At 56.2% G+C, this 15,241-nt stretch carries 14 protein-coding genes; 9 read left to right on the top strand and 5 right to left on the bottom strand.

Annotated features, from left to right (window positions below; genetic code table 11):
- Nucleotides 1-39 precede the first annotated feature (39 nt).
- The gene (locus RGU70_RS11285; RefSeq protein WP_322209494.1) at nucleotides 40-231 is read left to right on the top strand and encodes a YjfB family protein; all 192 of its coding nucleotides are present in this window, start codon (nucleotides 40-42) and stop codon (nucleotides 229-231) included.
- A 125-nt stretch (nucleotides 232-356) separates the two neighbouring features.
- Nucleotides 357-1,268: a pseudouridine synthase gene (locus RGU70_RS11290; RefSeq protein ID WP_322209495.1), complete on the top strand. Its 912-nt coding sequence runs from the start codon at nucleotides 357-359 to the stop codon at nucleotides 1,266-1,268.
- Here the strand turns inward: RGU70_RS11290 and RGU70_RS11295 are convergent.
- From RGU70_RS11295 to RGU70_RS11305, 3 genes are all read right to left on the bottom strand, one after another.
- Nucleotides 1,246-2,955 carry a TIGR01244 family sulfur transferase gene (locus RGU70_RS11295; RefSeq protein ID WP_322209496.1) on the bottom strand — a complete coding sequence of 570 codons (1,710 nt, stop codon included), beginning with the start codon at nucleotides 2,953-2,955 and terminating at the stop codon, nucleotides 1,246-1,248. The genes RGU70_RS11290 and RGU70_RS11295 overlap by 23 nt on opposite strands.
- A gap of 61 nt (nucleotides 2,956-3,016) precedes the next feature.
- Nucleotides 3,017-3,901: an MBL fold metallo-hydrolase gene (locus RGU70_RS11300; RefSeq protein WP_322209497.1), complete on the bottom strand. Its 885-nt coding sequence runs from the start codon at nucleotides 3,899-3,901 to the stop codon at nucleotides 3,017-3,019.
- Between the two features lie 260 nt (nucleotides 3,902-4,161).
- On the bottom strand, nucleotides 4,162-5,076 hold the full coding sequence (locus tag RGU70_RS11305) for a LysR family transcriptional regulator (protein WP_322209498.1): 915 nt from the start codon (nucleotides 5,074-5,076) through the stop codon (nucleotides 4,162-4,164).
- A gap of 254 nt (nucleotides 5,077-5,330) precedes the next feature.
- On the opposite strand from RGU70_RS11305, the gene RGU70_RS11310 reads away from it, so the two are divergent.
- The 3 genes from RGU70_RS11310 (at nucleotide 5,331) to RGU70_RS11320 (ending at nucleotide 7,558) form a co-directional block, all read left to right on the top strand.
- Nucleotides 5,331-5,711 carry a DoxX family protein gene (locus RGU70_RS11310; protein ID WP_322209499.1) on the top strand — a complete coding sequence of 127 codons (381 nt, stop codon included), beginning with the start codon at nucleotides 5,331-5,333 and terminating at the stop codon, nucleotides 5,709-5,711.
- A 102-nt stretch (nucleotides 5,712-5,813) separates the two neighbouring features.
- Nucleotides 5,814-6,683, top strand: coding sequence for a pirin family protein (locus RGU70_RS11315; RefSeq protein WP_322209500.1), 870 nt, complete (start codon nucleotides 5,814-5,816; stop codon nucleotides 6,681-6,683).
- Nucleotides 6,680-7,558: a pirin family protein gene (locus RGU70_RS11320; RefSeq protein WP_322209501.1), complete on the top strand. Its 879-nt coding sequence runs from the start codon at nucleotides 6,680-6,682 to the stop codon at nucleotides 7,556-7,558. Before RGU70_RS11315 ends, RGU70_RS11320 begins: the two co-directional genes overlap by 4 nt.
- Before the next feature lie 95 nt (nucleotides 7,559-7,653).
- Here RGU70_RS11320 and hmpA read toward each other — a convergent pair whose 3' ends face one another.
- Nucleotides 7,654-8,835: an NO-inducible flavohemoprotein gene (gene hmpA, locus RGU70_RS11325; RefSeq protein WP_322209502.1), complete on the bottom strand. Its 1,182-nt coding sequence runs from the start codon at nucleotides 8,833-8,835 to the stop codon at nucleotides 7,654-7,656.
- A gap of 172 nt (nucleotides 8,836-9,007) precedes the next feature.
- Here hmpA and norR point away from each other — a divergent pair, with 172 nt between their 5' ends.
- Entirely contained in the window at nucleotides 9,008-10,573 is a 1,566-nt protein-coding gene (gene norR, locus RGU70_RS11330; protein WP_322209503.1) for a nitric oxide reductase transcriptional regulator NorR, read from the top strand.
- A 38-nt stretch (nucleotides 10,574-10,611) separates the two neighbouring features.
- On the opposite strand, the gene RGU70_RS11335 is transcribed toward norR, so the two are convergent.
- Nucleotides 10,612-11,616: an LLM class flavin-dependent oxidoreductase gene (locus RGU70_RS11335; RefSeq protein ID WP_322209504.1), complete on the bottom strand. Its 1,005-nt coding sequence runs from the start codon at nucleotides 11,614-11,616 to the stop codon at nucleotides 10,612-10,614.
- A 290-nt stretch (nucleotides 11,617-11,906) separates the two neighbouring features.
- Between RGU70_RS11335 and RGU70_RS11340 the strand changes: the two genes are divergently transcribed.
- The 3 genes from RGU70_RS11340 (at nucleotide 11,907) to RGU70_RS11350 (ending at nucleotide 15,040) form a co-directional block, all read left to right on the top strand.
- Nucleotides 11,907-12,467: a carbonate dehydratase gene (locus RGU70_RS11340; RefSeq protein ID WP_322209505.1), complete on the top strand. Its 561-nt coding sequence runs from the start codon at nucleotides 11,907-11,909 to the stop codon at nucleotides 12,465-12,467.
- Between the two features lie 315 nt (nucleotides 12,468-12,782).
- The gene (locus RGU70_RS11345; RefSeq protein ID WP_322209506.1) at nucleotides 12,783-13,757 is read left to right on the top strand and encodes a TerC family protein; all 975 of its coding nucleotides are present in this window, start codon (nucleotides 12,783-12,785) and stop codon (nucleotides 13,755-13,757) included.
- 77 nt (nucleotides 13,758-13,834) lie between these two features.
- Nucleotides 13,835-15,040 carry an HD-GYP domain-containing protein gene (locus tag RGU70_RS11350; protein ID WP_322209507.1) on the top strand — a complete coding sequence of 402 codons (1,206 nt, stop codon included), beginning with the start codon at nucleotides 13,835-13,837 and terminating at the stop codon, nucleotides 15,038-15,040.
- Nucleotides 15,041-15,241: the final 201 nt, after the last annotated feature.

Genomic DNA, 15,241 nt, shown 5'->3' on the forward strand with positions numbered 1-15,241 from the left:
ACTTACTTCCGGTACCCACTTCTCATATAAGGATCTAGCATGGACATCACCTCGGCTATTGAAAAAATTGCAACGAAAATGGCGTCGGATAAAAATACCGATTCGATTGATATGAAGATGCTGAAAAAAGCGATGGACATTCAGGCAAACACCGGCGCGCAACTGATTAGCGCATTGCCGCCCGTGCCTGCCAATCCGAATATCGGCCGCAACATCAATACGACAGCCTGAGCTGAGTATTGCGCGTCAACGGTGTCGGGCGACATGGTCTTACCCCAAGGTATTGCTCCATCGTCTTATCCTCGTGTGGCCGGAAACGATCGCCCTGCGCCGTATTTCTCCTGAGTTGAATTGAATTGAACAATCGCTGCACCCCGCCGTTGCCCTTGCGTGATGGCGTTTCACCTTCGTATTTATGGTTGCCTGAAGGTGACTGGCCGGATATGGCGACTTTCCTGGTGTCGCATTTCCCGGGAGTCTCTGCCGCTGAATGGGCGGCGCGCATGCGCGCCGGCGAAGTCGTCGATCAGCATGGCAATCCCTTTCACGCGCATAGTCCCTACCGTCGCGGCGACTGCGTGTATTACTACCGCACGCTGGACGACGAAGAATCCATCCCGGTCACCGAGCGCATCCTGTTTCAGGATGAACATCTGCTGGTGGCCGACAAACCCCATTTTCTGCCCGTCATCCCGTCCGGTCGTTTTTTGCAGCAAACTTTGCTGGTGCGGCTGAAAAAAAGCACGGGACTGGAGCATCTATCGCCGCTGCACCGCATCGATCGCGAAACTGCCGGTCTCGTCCTTTTTTCGACGGATCCGTCTACCCGGGGTCTGTATCAATCGATGTTCCAAAAAAAGACCATGCAAAAAACCTACGAGGCGATTGCAGCGTCGTTGCGCGATACCGTTTTCCCGATTACGCATTGCAGTCGGATGATAGAAGGGGAGCCGTTTTTCCGCATGCAGGAAGTGCCTGGCACGCCTAATTCTGAAACCCGCATTGATTGTATTGAGAAGCGCGGCGAACTGAGTTTGTATCGTCTCAATCCAGTCACCGGCAAGCGGCATCAGCTACGCGTGCATCTGGCGGGACTCGGCATGCCTATCCTGAATGATCAGTTTTATCCGCATCCGGTGCCGGTGGGTCATCAGGATGACTTTACAAAACCGCTCAAACTTTTGGCGAAGGCAATTTCTTTCACCGATCCTTTAAGCGGACTGGAGCGGTACTTTGAGAGCCGTCTTAGCCTGGACGATGCGGTTTAGTCTGACGAAAGTTGTTTGATTTTTCGTTGGCACTATCCGATTGAAACCGCAGTTCCCGGCCCCTCAGCATCCCTTGCCAGTACAAGGCCGGCAAAATGCGCTCCTTTAACAGCCATGCCAGTCGCGCAGGATGGGGGCCGTTGATGAGCCAGTCAGGAAAATTCGGCATGACTTTTCCGCCATAGAGAAATTCTGCGAGAGCCATCTTGCCGCTCTCCACTGTCAGCGGACTCGCCCCATCCCCGCTGTAATGACTTTCCCCTTCGGCCATGCCCAGTCCGGCCAATACATTATGCACAACCACCGGCGCCTGCAACCGGGCGGCGGCTGCCGTTTTCGCATGGGGTGCATGGATGACATCGCCGAGCGCGTAAATATTGCTGAAGCGGCTATGACGCAGGGAAGTCGGATCGACGCTCACCCAGCCCGAGGCATCGGACAGCGGGCTGGCGTGAATAAAATCTGGAGGAGCCTGCGGCGGAACGACGTGGAGCATATCGAATTTTTTTTGAATGATTTCTTTCGATTGCTCTTCGTTTTTACGAGAAAAAGTAGCGACCTTCGACCCGCCATCGACCGCAATCAGTTGATGGTTGAATTGAAGACGAATACCGTCGGCTTCGACATACTCCATGAGCGCCGGCACATAGGCCGCTCCGCCAAAAAAAACTGCTCCGGCGTTACAAAAATCAATATCCGTTTTTGACAGGTCCCCAGTTTTTTGCCAATAATCGGCCGACAAATACATCTCTTTTTGCGCTGCCCCTGCGGTTCTTACCGGTAGGGGCGGCTGAGTGAAAAGGGCATGCCCGCCCCGCATTTTTTGCACCAGTTCCCAGGTTTGCGGTGCCAGCTCAAACGTATAGCTTGAGGTAACGCCATTTCTCCCCAGCGTATCGGACAGTCCTTCTATCGCATCCCAATCGGGCTTCAGACGGGGGCAGATCACCAGTTGCCGGTAGTGGAGGGCGTCGCCGTCTTCGAGGATTACCGCATTGCGCTCCGGTTCGAATGCAATGATGCACTTCTCTATCCATCGAACCCCAGTGGGAATTTTATTCGCCGTCGTGTGCGTGGTGCTTTCCGACAAAAATTCACCGTTGCCGACCAGCGTCCAGCCCGGTTGGCAACGCCCTTCAGAGGGCTCGATGAGGACGATACTGAGCCCCTGCTTGCGTTTCAAAAGACCGATTGCCGTCATGATTCCCGCCGTACCGGCACCGACGATCACCACATCGTGCAGAGTTTCTTTCACCGCAGACGGGGCCGCTTCGGTGGGGACAATGCCATGCGATACGGAGGGGGCATCTGGTGTAGAACCAGATGCCGGCAAGGGACTGTCGGCGGCTGTTTTTTTCAAGGCCTTGACCAGGTCCCACAGAATATTGGCGCGTGCGCCTGTGCGGCAAAACGCCAGGACAGGCTTGGGCAATTTGCCGACCAGATCGTCGAATTGCATGAGCAGCATGTCGGTAATCTGATCTGCCGTCACCGGGAAATAAAGTGCTTCCATTCCCAGTGCCCGGGCTTCTTGTTCGAGGGTACTAAACAGCGGTTGCTCCGCTGTTTCCCCATCCGGCCGACAACAGACCAGGGAGCGGTAGCCAGCCGCATGAATAGACGCGATGTCGCTTGGAAATAGTTGGGCGGAAACTGAATAGGTGTTGGTCAATGGTCGAATGAGCATCTGGCAGTTCCCCCTGTGTTTGTAAAACAATGACACAGAGCAGGGTAGTGCGCGATATCAATCAAACAGCATTAATAGGTATTTTTAAATAGTGCACACCGTTTTTTTCAGGGGCAGGAAAATGCCCGGCGCGCATGTTAACTTGCACAGAAGGAAGAATTAATGCGGGCATCTCCAATGTGCCGTCCCGCTCGTTACGCATGGCAACGAAGGCCTCTTCGGTGATGCCGTTTTTCACATGGATATTGTGTTCGCGTTCTTGCGCGACAGTGCTGACGAACTGCACTTCACGCCCTCCCGGCTGGTAGTCATGGCACATGAATAATCGGGTCTCGCCGGGCAGGCTGAGGACTTTATTGATCGATTGAAATAACTCCTGCGCATTGCCGCCAGGGAAATCGCAACGGGCGGTGCCGTAATCGGGCATGAACAGGGTATCGCCGACAAATGCAGCGGGGCCGGCGCCGTCGTCAAAAACATAGGTCATACAGGCCGGTGTATGACCCGGCGTATGCAAGGTTTTTATACGGATATTGCCGATGGAAAATTGCGCGCCATCCGAAAACAGTTCATCGAACTGACTGCCGTCAGTGGCGAAATCTTCGCTCACGTTGAACAGTTGACCGAATACGTTTTGCACCATCGTAATCTGGCTGCCAATACCGAGCCGGCCACCCAGTTTCTGCTGAAGGTAAGGTGCTGCGGATAAATGATCAGCATGCACATGCGTTTCGAGTATCCATTGCACATGGCCTTCCAGCGCCTGTACGCGGGCAATCAAGCGGTCGGCGCTGGCGGTGCTGGTGCGGCCGGAAGCGGGATCGTAATCCAGCACGGTGTCGATCAGCGCGCAATCGCGCGTCGCCACGTCCATGACGATGTAGCTGATTGTGCTGGTAGTCGGGTCGAACAAACCCTCGATATGCATCGGCAATATGGCTGGCATGGCGGCATTCCTTTCCTTATTCGGACTTACGCAAAAAGGCGCTGGCGTTGTTGCATTGCCTTGCCGTGCATTTTGTACTGTCTGCGGCAACACGCCCTGGCCAGCGGCTTTTTGCGTAAGTCCTGCGTATATAAACGGCCCCTGAGTGATTGTAATTTTTTATAAAGGTTCATCGTCCTTTACATTTCCTTTGCATGTCCTTTGCATGTCCTTTATCGACCTGCTTGTTTGCAGGAGAAAAGGGGACACACCGGATATTTTTATGCGGTCTCTTGCAAGGTCTTCAGCGCGGCAAGGGCATCCAGCCACCAGGCCAGCGCAGGTCCGGCCGGGCGATCCGGGCGATAAACGCATTGCATCGGCAAGGAAAGCCCCTGTGGCGAGTGGGCAAAGGTAGTCAGTTCACACAAGCGTCCTTGCGCCAGATCGTCCGCCACCACATGGCGCGGCATATAGCCCCAACCGATACCGGCGCGCAGCAGCGCATGCTTGGTACCCAGGTCGCTCATGCGCCAGGACAGCCGTGAGTGTACCGAGAACTCCAGATTGGCGGTCAATTCGCTACGGTCGCTCAGGACGAGCTGTGTTTGTTGCGACAACAATCGCTCGGAAATGCGGCCGGGCACGGCCGCCAGCGCATGGCCCGGCGCAGCGACCGCCACCAGCAGCACATCCGGCAGCACGATGCGCAACAGACTGGCCGGGATAATGGGCAGCGAGCCCAGTACGCCTAGCATGGCGCGACCATCCATCACCCGTTCCGCGACCGCGCCCAGCGCTTCAATTTCCAGCCGCAAGGTGACCGCCGGAAAATCGTGACTGAAGCGACGCAATAAATCGACCAGCACATTGGTAGGGAAAAAAACGTCCAGCGCCAGCGTAACCTCCAATTCCTGCCCGAGGCTGTAGGCGGCGGCGCGCGCTTGCAGGGCATCGGCCTGATCCAGTACCTGTCGCGCGTCGCGCAGCAGGGCGATACCTGCCGGTGTGAGCTGTGGCCGGTAGCCGCTGCGATCGAACAGAGCAACGCCGAGTTGCTGTTCCAGCGTGGCAATGGCGTAACTGACGGCAGACTGGGCGCGGCCCACCACGCGTGCCGCCGCCAGGAAACTACCGGAATCGACCACCTGCGCGAATACCCTTAACTGATCCAGCGAAAGACGTTCTATGTTCATGCGGAGCAAGCCTTGTCAAAGACAAACAATATCTAATAAATGGATACTAATAATCTTAACATTAACTGTTTTATTGAATGTTGCGACAAGGTATTCTCGCCTCACTGACCAAAATGCTGCTTTAGCTCCGCGGTACGGTGAGATGAGCGGGGCGCCTCAGGGCAACTCGCAGTAACGAGCAGTAACACGCAGTAACAAGCCGACGTACATCAATTCGTTCAAACCACCGCTTCAATTTTCATAGGAATTTCATCATGACCATTACTTCCCCCGTCTTTCGTATCGGCCGCGCCTTGTTGGGCCTTCTGTTTTTAGTCGCCGGTATCGGCAAGATCACGGGATTCGCCGGTACCGTCGGTTATATGGGCTTTCTGGGTTTCCCTATGCCGGAACTGGTCACTATCGTGACAATCGTGGTGGAAGTCGGCGGCGCTCTGGCCTTGATTACCGGTAAATTTGCACGTCCGGCGGCACTGGTCGTGGCCTTGTTCACGGTCGGCGCTACTTTGGCCGCACACCGCTTCTGGCAAGCCGATCCGGCTGCCGCACAAGCACAGATGACCAACTTCCTGAAAAACCTGTCCATCATCGGCGGTTTGCTGATGGTGTGGGCAGTCAAGCCAGAAAATAAATAAGCAATCCTGATCAAGATACAGACCGCGCCGGGCTTGTCCCGGCGTTGTTATTTCAAAGCCTGTTAAGGTGGTACTTCATGTTGTCCAGCGAAGGAGAGAGTTATGCCCCACAGCCATAGCAGGCAAGTCGAACAATTGATTACCGGCGTTCCGGTTCAGGATGGGGCAGGTGTGCGCATGATGCGGATTCTGACGCCCAACCTGCAACGCCGTCTCGATCCCTTCCTGATGCTCGACGCCTTCCATTCCGATACGCCGGACGACTATCTGGCCGGTTTCCCCAATCACCCGCATCGCGGTTTTGAAACCGTCACCTACATGCTGGCCGGGCGGATGCGCCATCGCGACAATGCCGGTAATGAGGGGCTGCTGGAGCCGGGCGGGATGCAATGGATGACCGCTGGTCGTGGCATCGTCCATTCGGAATTACCGGAACAGGAAGACGGGCTGATGAGCGGCTTTCAGTTGTGGGTCAATCTGGCGGCGGCGGACAAAATGATTACGCCGGCTTATCGCGATCTGCCGGCGGCAGAGATTCCTGAGGTGACGCCGCTTGCTGGTGTCGCCGTCCGTGTTCTGGCGGGTAGCGCATTCGGTGTTGCGGGCGCAGTGCAAAAAGCCACAACGGAACCCTTGTACCTGGATGTGCGAATGGCGGCCGGGACGGCGCAAGTATTTGATATTCCAGACTCCCACAATGCCTTTTTATTTGTGATTCAGGGCGAACTGGCCATCGGGGCGGAGCGTCTTGCTGTCGGCGCGCGCAACATGGCGATTCTGAGTAATGCCGAGCCGGGCGCAGGAGTGGCGGTGCAGGCACTGGCAACGGAGACGCACTTTTTACTGATTGCCGGGCGGCCTTTGCTGGAGCCGATTGTGCAGTGGGGGCCGTTTGTGATGAATAGTCGCGAGCAGGTCGAACAGGCGATGGAAGATTTCCACGCTGGCCGTTTTGGACCGGAGGTCGTATGAACAGCATCCTGCATCTGATTCACCCGCAGCAGCGCGATATCGGCTTCCCGGTGCGGCGCTTGCTACCGGCAGCGGAGGCGCGTTCGGTCGGCCCCTTCGTTTTCTTCGATCACATGGGGCCGGCGCATTTTTTGGCGGATACCCGTGCCGGCGACGTCCGGCCGCATCCACATATCGGTCTGGCAACCGTCACCTACCTGTTTAGCGGCGCGATGATGCATCGCGACAGTCTCGGTAGCGTGCAGCGCATCGCTCCGGGCGATATCAACTGGATGAGCGCGGGACGCGGCATCGTCCATTCGGAGCGGGTGCCTGAAGATATCCGTCGGCAGGGTAGCGCGGTGCAGGGTTTGCAGATGTGGGTGGCGTTGCCGCAGGAAGCGGAGGAGAGCGAGCCTGCTTTCTTGCATTATCCGGCGGCGGCTTTGCCACGGGTGGAGTTGCCCGGGGTGCTGCTGCATGTCCTGGCAGGACAAATAGCGGGGGCGATATCGCCCGTCCAGTCGTACAGCAGAACGCTATACGTGTACGGAGAACTGAGTGACGATACCAGCCTGCCGCTGGCTGCCGATTATCCCGAACAAGCGGTGTATGTCCTTGAGGGTGAAGTTGCCATTGACGGCGAGTCCATTACGCCGGGGACCCTGGCAATTCTGAAACCGGGCCAGGCCGTTATCCTTCACGCCCGCGGAGATAGCCGCTTCATGCTGCTCGGCGGCGACGCGCTGGATGGGCCGCGTTATCTGTGGTGGAATTTTGTCGCCAGCTCGAAAGAAAAGATCGAGGCAGCAAAAATGGCGTGGGAGCGGCAAGATCCGCTGATATTCGCGCCGGTACCGGGCGATGCGGAGGAATTTATTCCTTTGCCGGCTTAGATTTGTTGACGGATGCGGCACAATTTCCGGGGTTTCAGCATCGTTTGAGCGTCTTTCCCGGAAATGCGCCGCTGGCCACACGCATTCGTAAGTCATTAATCCAGCGCAGAAGCCGGGCCGAAAAACTCAAAATGGCTTTGCTGGGCCGGTACGCCGATCTCGCCAAGGTAGCGCTTGATGGCTTTCATGAACGGTTTCGGTCCGACAAAATAGGCGTCGACGTCGCGGTCTTGCGGCAAGCAGCTAATGAGTAACTCCTTGTTGAGATGACCGACGGCATCGGGTTTGGCATAGCCTCCCTTGACCTCGCCGTAGCAAAAGAACAGCTGCAACTGCGGATGCCTTTTTGCCAGCTCCTTGAGGTGGTCGCGGAAAGCATGTACGCCGCCATGCCGTGCTGAATGAATGAAATACAACGGGCGCTTGGTCGGCAATGCGGCTTCCAGCATCGCCATCATGGGAGTAATCCCGACCCCGCCACTGACCAGTACCAGCGGTTTGGTTCCCGCCGTCAGCGTAAAGTCGCCGGCGGGAGGGAACATCTCCAGCGTCCCCTGTTCATGGATGGCGTCGTGCAGATAGTTCGATACCTTCCCGTCCGGCTCACGCTTGACGCTGATGCGGTACTGCTTGCCATTCATCGCCATGGAGAGGGAATAGGTGCGGCGCATTTCCTCGCCGTTGATCACGACCCGCATACCGATGAATTGCCCCGGTTCAAAATCGGCCAATCCCTGTCCATCCGCAGGTTGCAGATAAAAAGAGGTGATTTCATCGCTTTCCCGCTGTTTGCGGACGACGGTAAACTTTCTGCCGCCGCGCCATCCACCGGGAGCGGTGGCTTTGTCATCATAGATTTTCTTTTCCGCGCCGATCAGGATGTCTGCCAATTGCTGATACGCCTCGCCCCACGCGCCGAGCACTTGCTCGGTGGCGATTTCGGCACCCAGCACTTCCCGGATTGAACGCAACAGGCAATCCCCCACCATCGGGTAATGTTCCGGCAAAATTTGCAATGCCACGTGTTTGTTGATGATGGTGGAAACCAGCCCCCCGAGTTGTTCCAGCTGATCGATATGGCGGGCGTACATCAGAATGCCGTTGGCCAGTGCGCGCGGTTGTTCACCGGTGGCCTGGTGTGCCTTGTTAAAGAGCGGCAGCACTTCCGGGTAATCCTTCATCAACATGCGATAAAAATGCGTAGTCAAGGCTTCGCCGCCGCTTTCCAGCAAAGGCACTGTAGATTTAACGATGCTGCGTTGGGTGTCGGTTAGCATAATGAGAGCGCCTGTATAGTGGGTTTTGAAGCGAAAGGGGCGCGTTTTAATGGCTTTCCCCTATACCTTCTTATTCATAAAACATGCCAGCACACGATTTCTTTATAATCAATGGCTTATGAATTAACAAAGTCAATTCGACCTGAGTTATTTCGACTACAATCATGTTCTTATGACTCCAAAAAACTTGCTTCTTGCATTGATCCCTTTAGTGGCTGATTTGTCGCGGGAGCTGGACGATCACGAGCGCTATCGCCGTTTGCTCGATGCCATGCGCGCCTTGTTTCCCTGTGATGCTGCGGCGCTGCTGCGACTTGACGGAGATACGCTGGTACCGCTCGCGGTGGACGGTCTGAGCCTCGATACCTTGGGGCGTCGCTTCAAAGTGAGCGAACATCCGCGCTTTGCCGCGCTGTTAGCGAGCGAGACGCCGACCCGTTTCCCGACTCACTCACCACTTCCCGATCCCTACGACGGTCTGGTGCAGGAGCACACCGGCAAACTCAAGGTGCATGACTGCATGGGGTGTCAGATTTCCATCAATGGCCGTCAATGGGGGGTGTTGACTCTCGATGCCGTGGCGGCCGATCGCTTCAGCACCACCGACATGGTCTCCTTGCACGCCTTTGCCAGTCTGGCGGCAGCGACGGTCAATGCTGCCGAACGAATCGATATCCTGGCGCAAACCGGCGAACAGGAACGTCAGCGCGCCGAAGCCTATCGTCTGGCGGCCAATCAAAACAGACGGCAACTGATAGGCCAAAGCGTGGGGCATCTGCGTCTGCTGGACGAAATCAAATCAATCGCCAGCAGCGACATGACCGTACTGATTACCGGCGAAACCGGCGTCGGCAAGGAGCTGGTGGCCGGCGCGATTCACGCCTGGTCGCCTCGGGCGCACAAGCCGCTCATCAGCGTCAATTGCGCGGCGCTGCCGGAAATGCTGGTGGAAAGCGAGCTGTTCGGCCATGTGCGAGGTGCATTTTCAGGCGCAGTGAGCGAGCGGCGCGGCAAATTTGAACTGGCACACGGCGGCACTTTATTTCTCGATGAGGTCGGCGAGTTGTCTTTGTCGGTGCAGGCCAAGTTATTGCGCGTGCTGCAGAGCGGACAGTTGCAGCGGGTGGGGTCGGATCAGGAACATACGGTGGACGTGCGGGTGATTGCAGCGACTAACCAGCATCTCGAAGATTTGGTTCGGCAGGGGCGTTATCGCGCCGATTTTTATCATCGGCTCAATGCCTATCCCTTGTGGGTGCCACCGCTGCGCAGCAGGGGACATGACGTACTCCTGATTAGCGGCTTTTTCCTGGAAGAGAACCGTTCGCGCCTTGGTTTGCTCGGTTTGCGTCTGAGTAGCAATGCGCAAGCGGCCTTGTTGGCCTACTCATGGCCCGGCAATATCCGCGAACTGGAACACTTGATCGGACGTACGGCATTGAAAGCCCTCGCCAGTCAGGCGCCGCGGCCACGCATTCTGACATTGACTGCCGAGGATTTCGGATTGCATGACATCCTCCCGACACCCGATTCAGGCGCGAACGGATTCAGAGCGCAGGAATCTGCCGTGACCTTGACGCCCGGCGAGGGCTTGCGGGAGGCGGTTACTGCCTATGAGCGGCAGCTGGTTGGCGACAGCCTGACCCGGAACCGCAATAATCTGGCGGCGGCGGCGCGCGAATTGGGGATTGATCGCGCCAACCTCAGCCGCATGAGCAAGCGGCTGGGATTGAAATAAGCCAGGCTGCGCCCCAGCCAAGCTACCGCACCATTCTCTTAAAGAGCAACCGCCGTCATAAGTTGATGTGCCTCCGCCACCAGCCCGAAGGAATGCAGGCGCGCCTGATGATCGAAAATCTGCGCCGTAATCATTAACTCATCGGCACCGGTTTCTGCGACGAAGGCCTCCAGTCCTTCCTGCACGGTTTCCAGGTCGCCGACCACCGAACAGGCCAGCGTTTGCTCGATGTGTCGCCGTTCACCCTCATTCCAGAGCGCATCGATATTGTCTACCGGCGGCTGCAACAAGCCGCGCTCCCCTCGTATCATGCCGAGAAATTGCTGCTGTAATGAGGTGAACAAGCGCCGGGCTTCCTGGTCGGTCCCTGCGGCGAAGACGCTCACACCCAGCATCACATGCGATTTTGCCAGCGCGGCCGACGGTTTGAAGCGCGAGCGGTAGATCTCAATTGCCTGATGCATCATGCCGGGCGCGAAGTGCGAGGCGAAAGCGAAGGGCAAACCCAGTTCCGCCGCCAGTTGCGCGCTGTACAGACTGGAGCCGAGCAGCCACAGAGGCACGCCCAGTCCGGCACCCGGCACCGCGCGCACAGCCTGATACGGCTGCGCCGGCGCAAAGTAGGCTTGCAATTCCTGCACATCTTGCGGGAAAGTGTCTGCGCTGTCCTGCAAATGGCGGCGCAGGGCGCGGGTAGTGTGCTGGTCGGAACCGGGCGCGCGTCCCAGACCGAGGTCAATTCGTCCCGGATACAGCGATTCCAGCGTGCCGAATTGTTCGGCGATGACGAGCGGAGCGTGGTTGGGCAGCATGATGCCGCCCGCGCCGACGCGAATGGTCGAGGTATTCGCCGCGACATGCGAAATGACGAGTGAGGTGGCGGCGCTGGCAATGCCGACCATATTGTGATGCTCGGCCAGCCAGTAGCGTTGGTAGCCCAAGCGTTCGGCATGTTGCGCCAGTTCCTTGGTGTTGTGGAAGGCCTGCGCAGCGTTGCCGCCTTGAGGAATAGGGGAAAGATCGAGTACGGAAAACGGAATCATTAGGCATCCTTCTTGCAGAAAAGCGGGGGGCGTGTCACCCCCGTAAGTGCTTTAACTTAACATCGTTTAGCAAAATCAACCTGTGGAGGCCCTGTTTCGGGCCATCATCCTCCCGAAAACGGTCACGTGGGCAGCGGCGAGGGCCGTAATTTTGCTACACTTAGGGGTTGCAAAGCCGCGCGTGCCCCTTGTGTCCCATTTGTGTGCCATTTGTGTGCCATTTGGGTGCCATATTTCAGCGACATTGCGCCTGCGGCGGAGCTTAATCCGATGGACTACTTGCCCACTACATGATCAGAAAAAACCCCAGCGGTCACTTGCCCGAAATCCATGAAAGCGCCTATGTCGATCAGACGGCCATCATCTGCGGCAAAGTTATTATTCGTGAAAACGTTTTCGTCGGCCCTTATGCGGTGATCCGCGCCGATGAAGTGGATGAGGAAGGCAATATGGACCCGATCATTATCGGTGCCAATTCCAACATCCAGGACGGCGTGGTCATCCACTCCAAAGCCGGCGGCGCAGTCAACATTGGCGAACATACGTCGATTGCACATCGCTCCATCGTGCATGGCCCTTGCACTGTTGGCGACCGGGTTTTCATCGGTTTCAACAGCGTGCTGTTCAATTGCACCATCGGTGATGGTTGCGTGGTTCGCTACAATTCAGTGGTGGATGGTTGCAAGTTGCCGCCCGATTTTTACGTGCCGTCGACTATCCGTATCGGGCCCGGTACCGATCTGGACCAAATTCCTCGCGTCAGCGTGCAGGCATCGGAGTTCTCCGAAAGCGTGGCGCGCACCAATATCGAACTGGTCAAGGGCTACAAGCGCTTGCAAAACGAGTTCTGATCTCTTTAGGCCCTAATACAGCGGCTGCCGACACCAAGGCAGCCGCCGTCAAGTAATTGCAGATTGGCCAGATTTCCTGTCTTGCCGTTGGCAAGACAGGCTGTTCGGGCCTTGTCCGCAAAACGCTAATGAATCTCTGAAGAGTCGCAGCGACCGATCAGGATGCGCGTTGCCGTACGCAACTAAGGCGGCAACTAAGGCGGTCACTAAGGTGGCAACTCAGGAGGGACTACCTTCCTGAGATCAACCCTGCGCAGCCGCTGAATCAGCAGATTCTTACCATTTCATTTGTCGTTCGTCATGCAGGAGCACGCCATGGGCGGTATCGAAAGTTTTGCCACGCTACCAATGTGGATAGGATTCATTGTTTTTTTGCTGGGCATGCTGGCGCTGGACGTCTGGGTGCTCGGCGGCGGCCATGCGCACAAGGTGTCGACGCGCGAAGCGGTGGGCTGGTGCTTGGTGTGGGTGACGCTGGCGCTGCTGTTCTGTCTGTTGCAATGGTGGTATCTGGATGGCAGCCTCGGCCGGGCAGTGGCGAATGAAAAATCACTGGAATTCTTGTCGGGCTATGTGATTGAGAAATCCTTGTCAGTCGATAATATTTTTGTTTTCCTGATGATTTTCGGTTACTTCGGCGTCCCGCCGCAATTGCAGCGTCGCATCTTGCTGTTCGGCGTGTTGGGCGCGATCGTATTGCGTGCCGGCATGATTTTGCTGGGTGCCTGGCTGATTTCGCACTTTAGCTGGATCATGTACCTTTTCGGTGCTTTTCTGGTGTTTACCGGTATCAAGATGCTGGTGGTCAGCGAGCAAGACGCCGACCTGGGCAACAACCCGGTCCTGGGCTGGCTGCGGCGGCATTTAAAAGTCAGCAAGGATTACGACGGCGAGCGGTTTTTCACAGTACAGAACGGTATTCGTCATGCGACCCCGCTGTTGCTGGTGCTAGTTCTTATTGAGATCACCGATCTGATCTTCGCCGTTGACAGCATCCCCGCCATTTTCGCGATCACCACCGATCCCTTCATCGTGTTTACGTCCAATATGTTCGCCATTATGGGCTTACGCGCGCTGTATTTCTTGCTGGCCGACATTGCCGACCGTTTCCATTTCCTCAAATACGGCCTGGCCTTGGTTTTAGTGTTTGTTGGCGGCAAGATGTTGGCTGCTTACTGGTACCATGTCTCGACGCTATGGTCCCTGGGCATCGTCGCCGGCATTCTGCTGATATCGGTGGTAGCCAGCATCGTTTCCACGCGAAGCAAATCGGATCGCTCGGACTCATAGCCGGAATTGTCCGTACTCAGGGGGCGTCCGGTATGCCCCCTGGCTGCCAGCAACCAGATTTAGCGATGGAGTTGTGGATGATAAAAGCGATAACGGTCGATCAGGTGCGCGTCGGGATGTATCTCCACGAAATTCGCGGATCATGGATCAATAATCCGTTTTGGCGAAGCGCGTTTCTGCTTGAGGACGCCGCCGATATCGAGATCTTGCGCAAGAGCAAAATCAGCGAGATTCTGATCGATCTCGACAAGGGTCTGGATGTTGCCGACGACGAGGAGCAAAGCCCCCCTCAGAAAACAGATGTCACCGAACCGGCTGCGGCCAAGTCGCCCGCCAAACCCCAGAAAAAACTGAGCGCGGCAGATGAGCGCGCCAATGCCGGAAAAATTATCGACTCCTCACGGATTGCCGTTACCTCGATGTTTAATGAGGCACGCATGGGCAAAGCCGTCGATGCGGTCGGAATGCGACCGCTGGTCGAAGAAATCACCGCTTCGATTTCACGCAATTCCGGCGCCCTGATCGGACTGGCGCGCCTCAAGACAACCGACGATTACACCTATATGCACTCGGTTGCCGTCTGTGCGCTCATGATCGCGCTGGCGCAGCAAATGGGCTTAAACGATGAGGAAACGCGCCAGGCAGGGATGGCGGGCCTATTGCATGACATAGGCAAGATGGGCGTGCCGCAGGATTTGCTGCAATTTGCCGGCAGCCTCAACCAAAACGAATTCCAGAAAATCAAACAGCATCCGGTTGTAGGCCATGCCATATTGCAAAAGATGGAGGGCGTCGATGCAGTAACACTGGATGTCTGCCTGCATCATCATGAACGTATGGATGGAACCGGCTATCCGCACCATTTGCTCGACGAGCAGATTTCCCTGTTTGCCCGGATGGGTGCTGTGTGCGATGTGTATGACGCCATTACCTCGAATCGTCCCTACAAGCTGGGGTGGGGGCCGGGCATTTCGCTGCGCAAAATGTCTGAGTGGAAAGGGCATTTCGACCAGAAGGTGTTTCAGAACTTTATCAAGACCGTGGGCATATTCCCTATCGGCTCGCTTGTTTTGCTGGAGTCGGGGCGTCTCGCCGTGGTGACCGACTCGCATGAGTCCTCGTTGCTGACCCCGATTGTAAAAGTGTTTTTTTCGACTAAATCGATGGCGCGGATTACTGAAGAAACGATTGACCTGTCCAAGTCTTATGCAAAAGACAAGATCATTTCGCATGAAGACCCGGGGAAATGGGACATTAAAAATTTCAACGAAATATGGGTTTGAACCTAGGGGTTTGAACCTAGGGGTTTGATCCTAGGGGTATCCGCCTGGGGATGGATTGCCGGAGAGGCAAAAAAAAACCCACGAGGCCGAAGCTTCGTGGGTAAATCCAATTCTTTTAAAGGAAACTGGAGGAGACAAGGCAGACTTTACCGTCGCGCGTCCTACAGTGCCAATTTATTTCCCGGATAACAGATATGCGGA

Source organism: Herbaspirillum sp. RTI4, from assembly GCF_034313965.1.
Classification (GTDB): domain Bacteria; phylum Pseudomonadota; class Gammaproteobacteria; order Burkholderiales; family Burkholderiaceae_D; genus Herbaspirillum.

Bases quoted from the DNA above. Each gene is read 5' to 3' on its own strand.
- RGU70_RS11295 (WP_322209496.1), bottom strand. From the start codon at position 2,955: ATGCTCATTCGACCATTGACCAACACCTATTCAGTTTCCGCCCAACTA.
- RGU70_RS11310 (WP_322209499.1), top strand. From the start codon at position 5,331: ATGACCATTACTTCCCCCGTCTTTCGTATCGGCCGCGCCTTGTTGGGC.
- RGU70_RS11335 (WP_322209504.1), bottom strand. From the start codon at position 11,616: ATGATTCCGTTTTCCGTACTCGATCTTTCCCCTATTCCTCAAGGCGGC.
- RGU70_RS11340 (WP_322209505.1), top strand. From the start codon at position 11,907: ATGATCAGAAAAAACCCCAGCGGTCACTTGCCCGAAATCCATGAAAGC.
- RGU70_RS11315 (WP_322209500.1), top strand. From the start codon at position 5,814: ATGCCCCACAGCCATAGCAGGCAAGTCGAACAATTGATTACCGGCGTT.
- RGU70_RS11285 (WP_322209494.1), top strand. From the start codon at position 40: ATGGACATCACCTCGGCTATTGAAAAAATTGCAACGAAAATGGCGTCG.
- RGU70_RS11350 (WP_322209507.1), top strand. From the start codon at position 13,835: ATGATAAAAGCGATAACGGTCGATCAGGTGCGCGTCGGGATGTATCTC.
- hmpA (WP_322209502.1), bottom strand. From the start codon at position 8,835: ATGCTAACCGACACCCAACGCAGCATCGTTAAATCTACAGTGCCTTTG.
- RGU70_RS11345 (WP_322209506.1), top strand. From the start codon at position 12,783: ATGGGCGGTATCGAAAGTTTTGCCACGCTACCAATGTGGATAGGATTC.
- norR (WP_322209503.1), top strand. From the start codon at position 9,008: ATGACTCCAAAAAACTTGCTTCTTGCATTGATCCCTTTAGTGGCTGAT.
- RGU70_RS11320 (WP_322209501.1), top strand. From the start codon at position 6,680: ATGAACAGCATCCTGCATCTGATTCACCCGCAGCAGCGCGATATCGGC.
- RGU70_RS11305 (WP_322209498.1), bottom strand. From the start codon at position 5,076: ATGAACATAGAACGTCTTTCGCTGGATCAGTTAAGGGTATTCGCGCAG.
- RGU70_RS11300 (WP_322209497.1), bottom strand. From the start codon at position 3,901: ATGCCAGCCATATTGCCGATGCATATCGAGGGTTTGTTCGACCCGACT.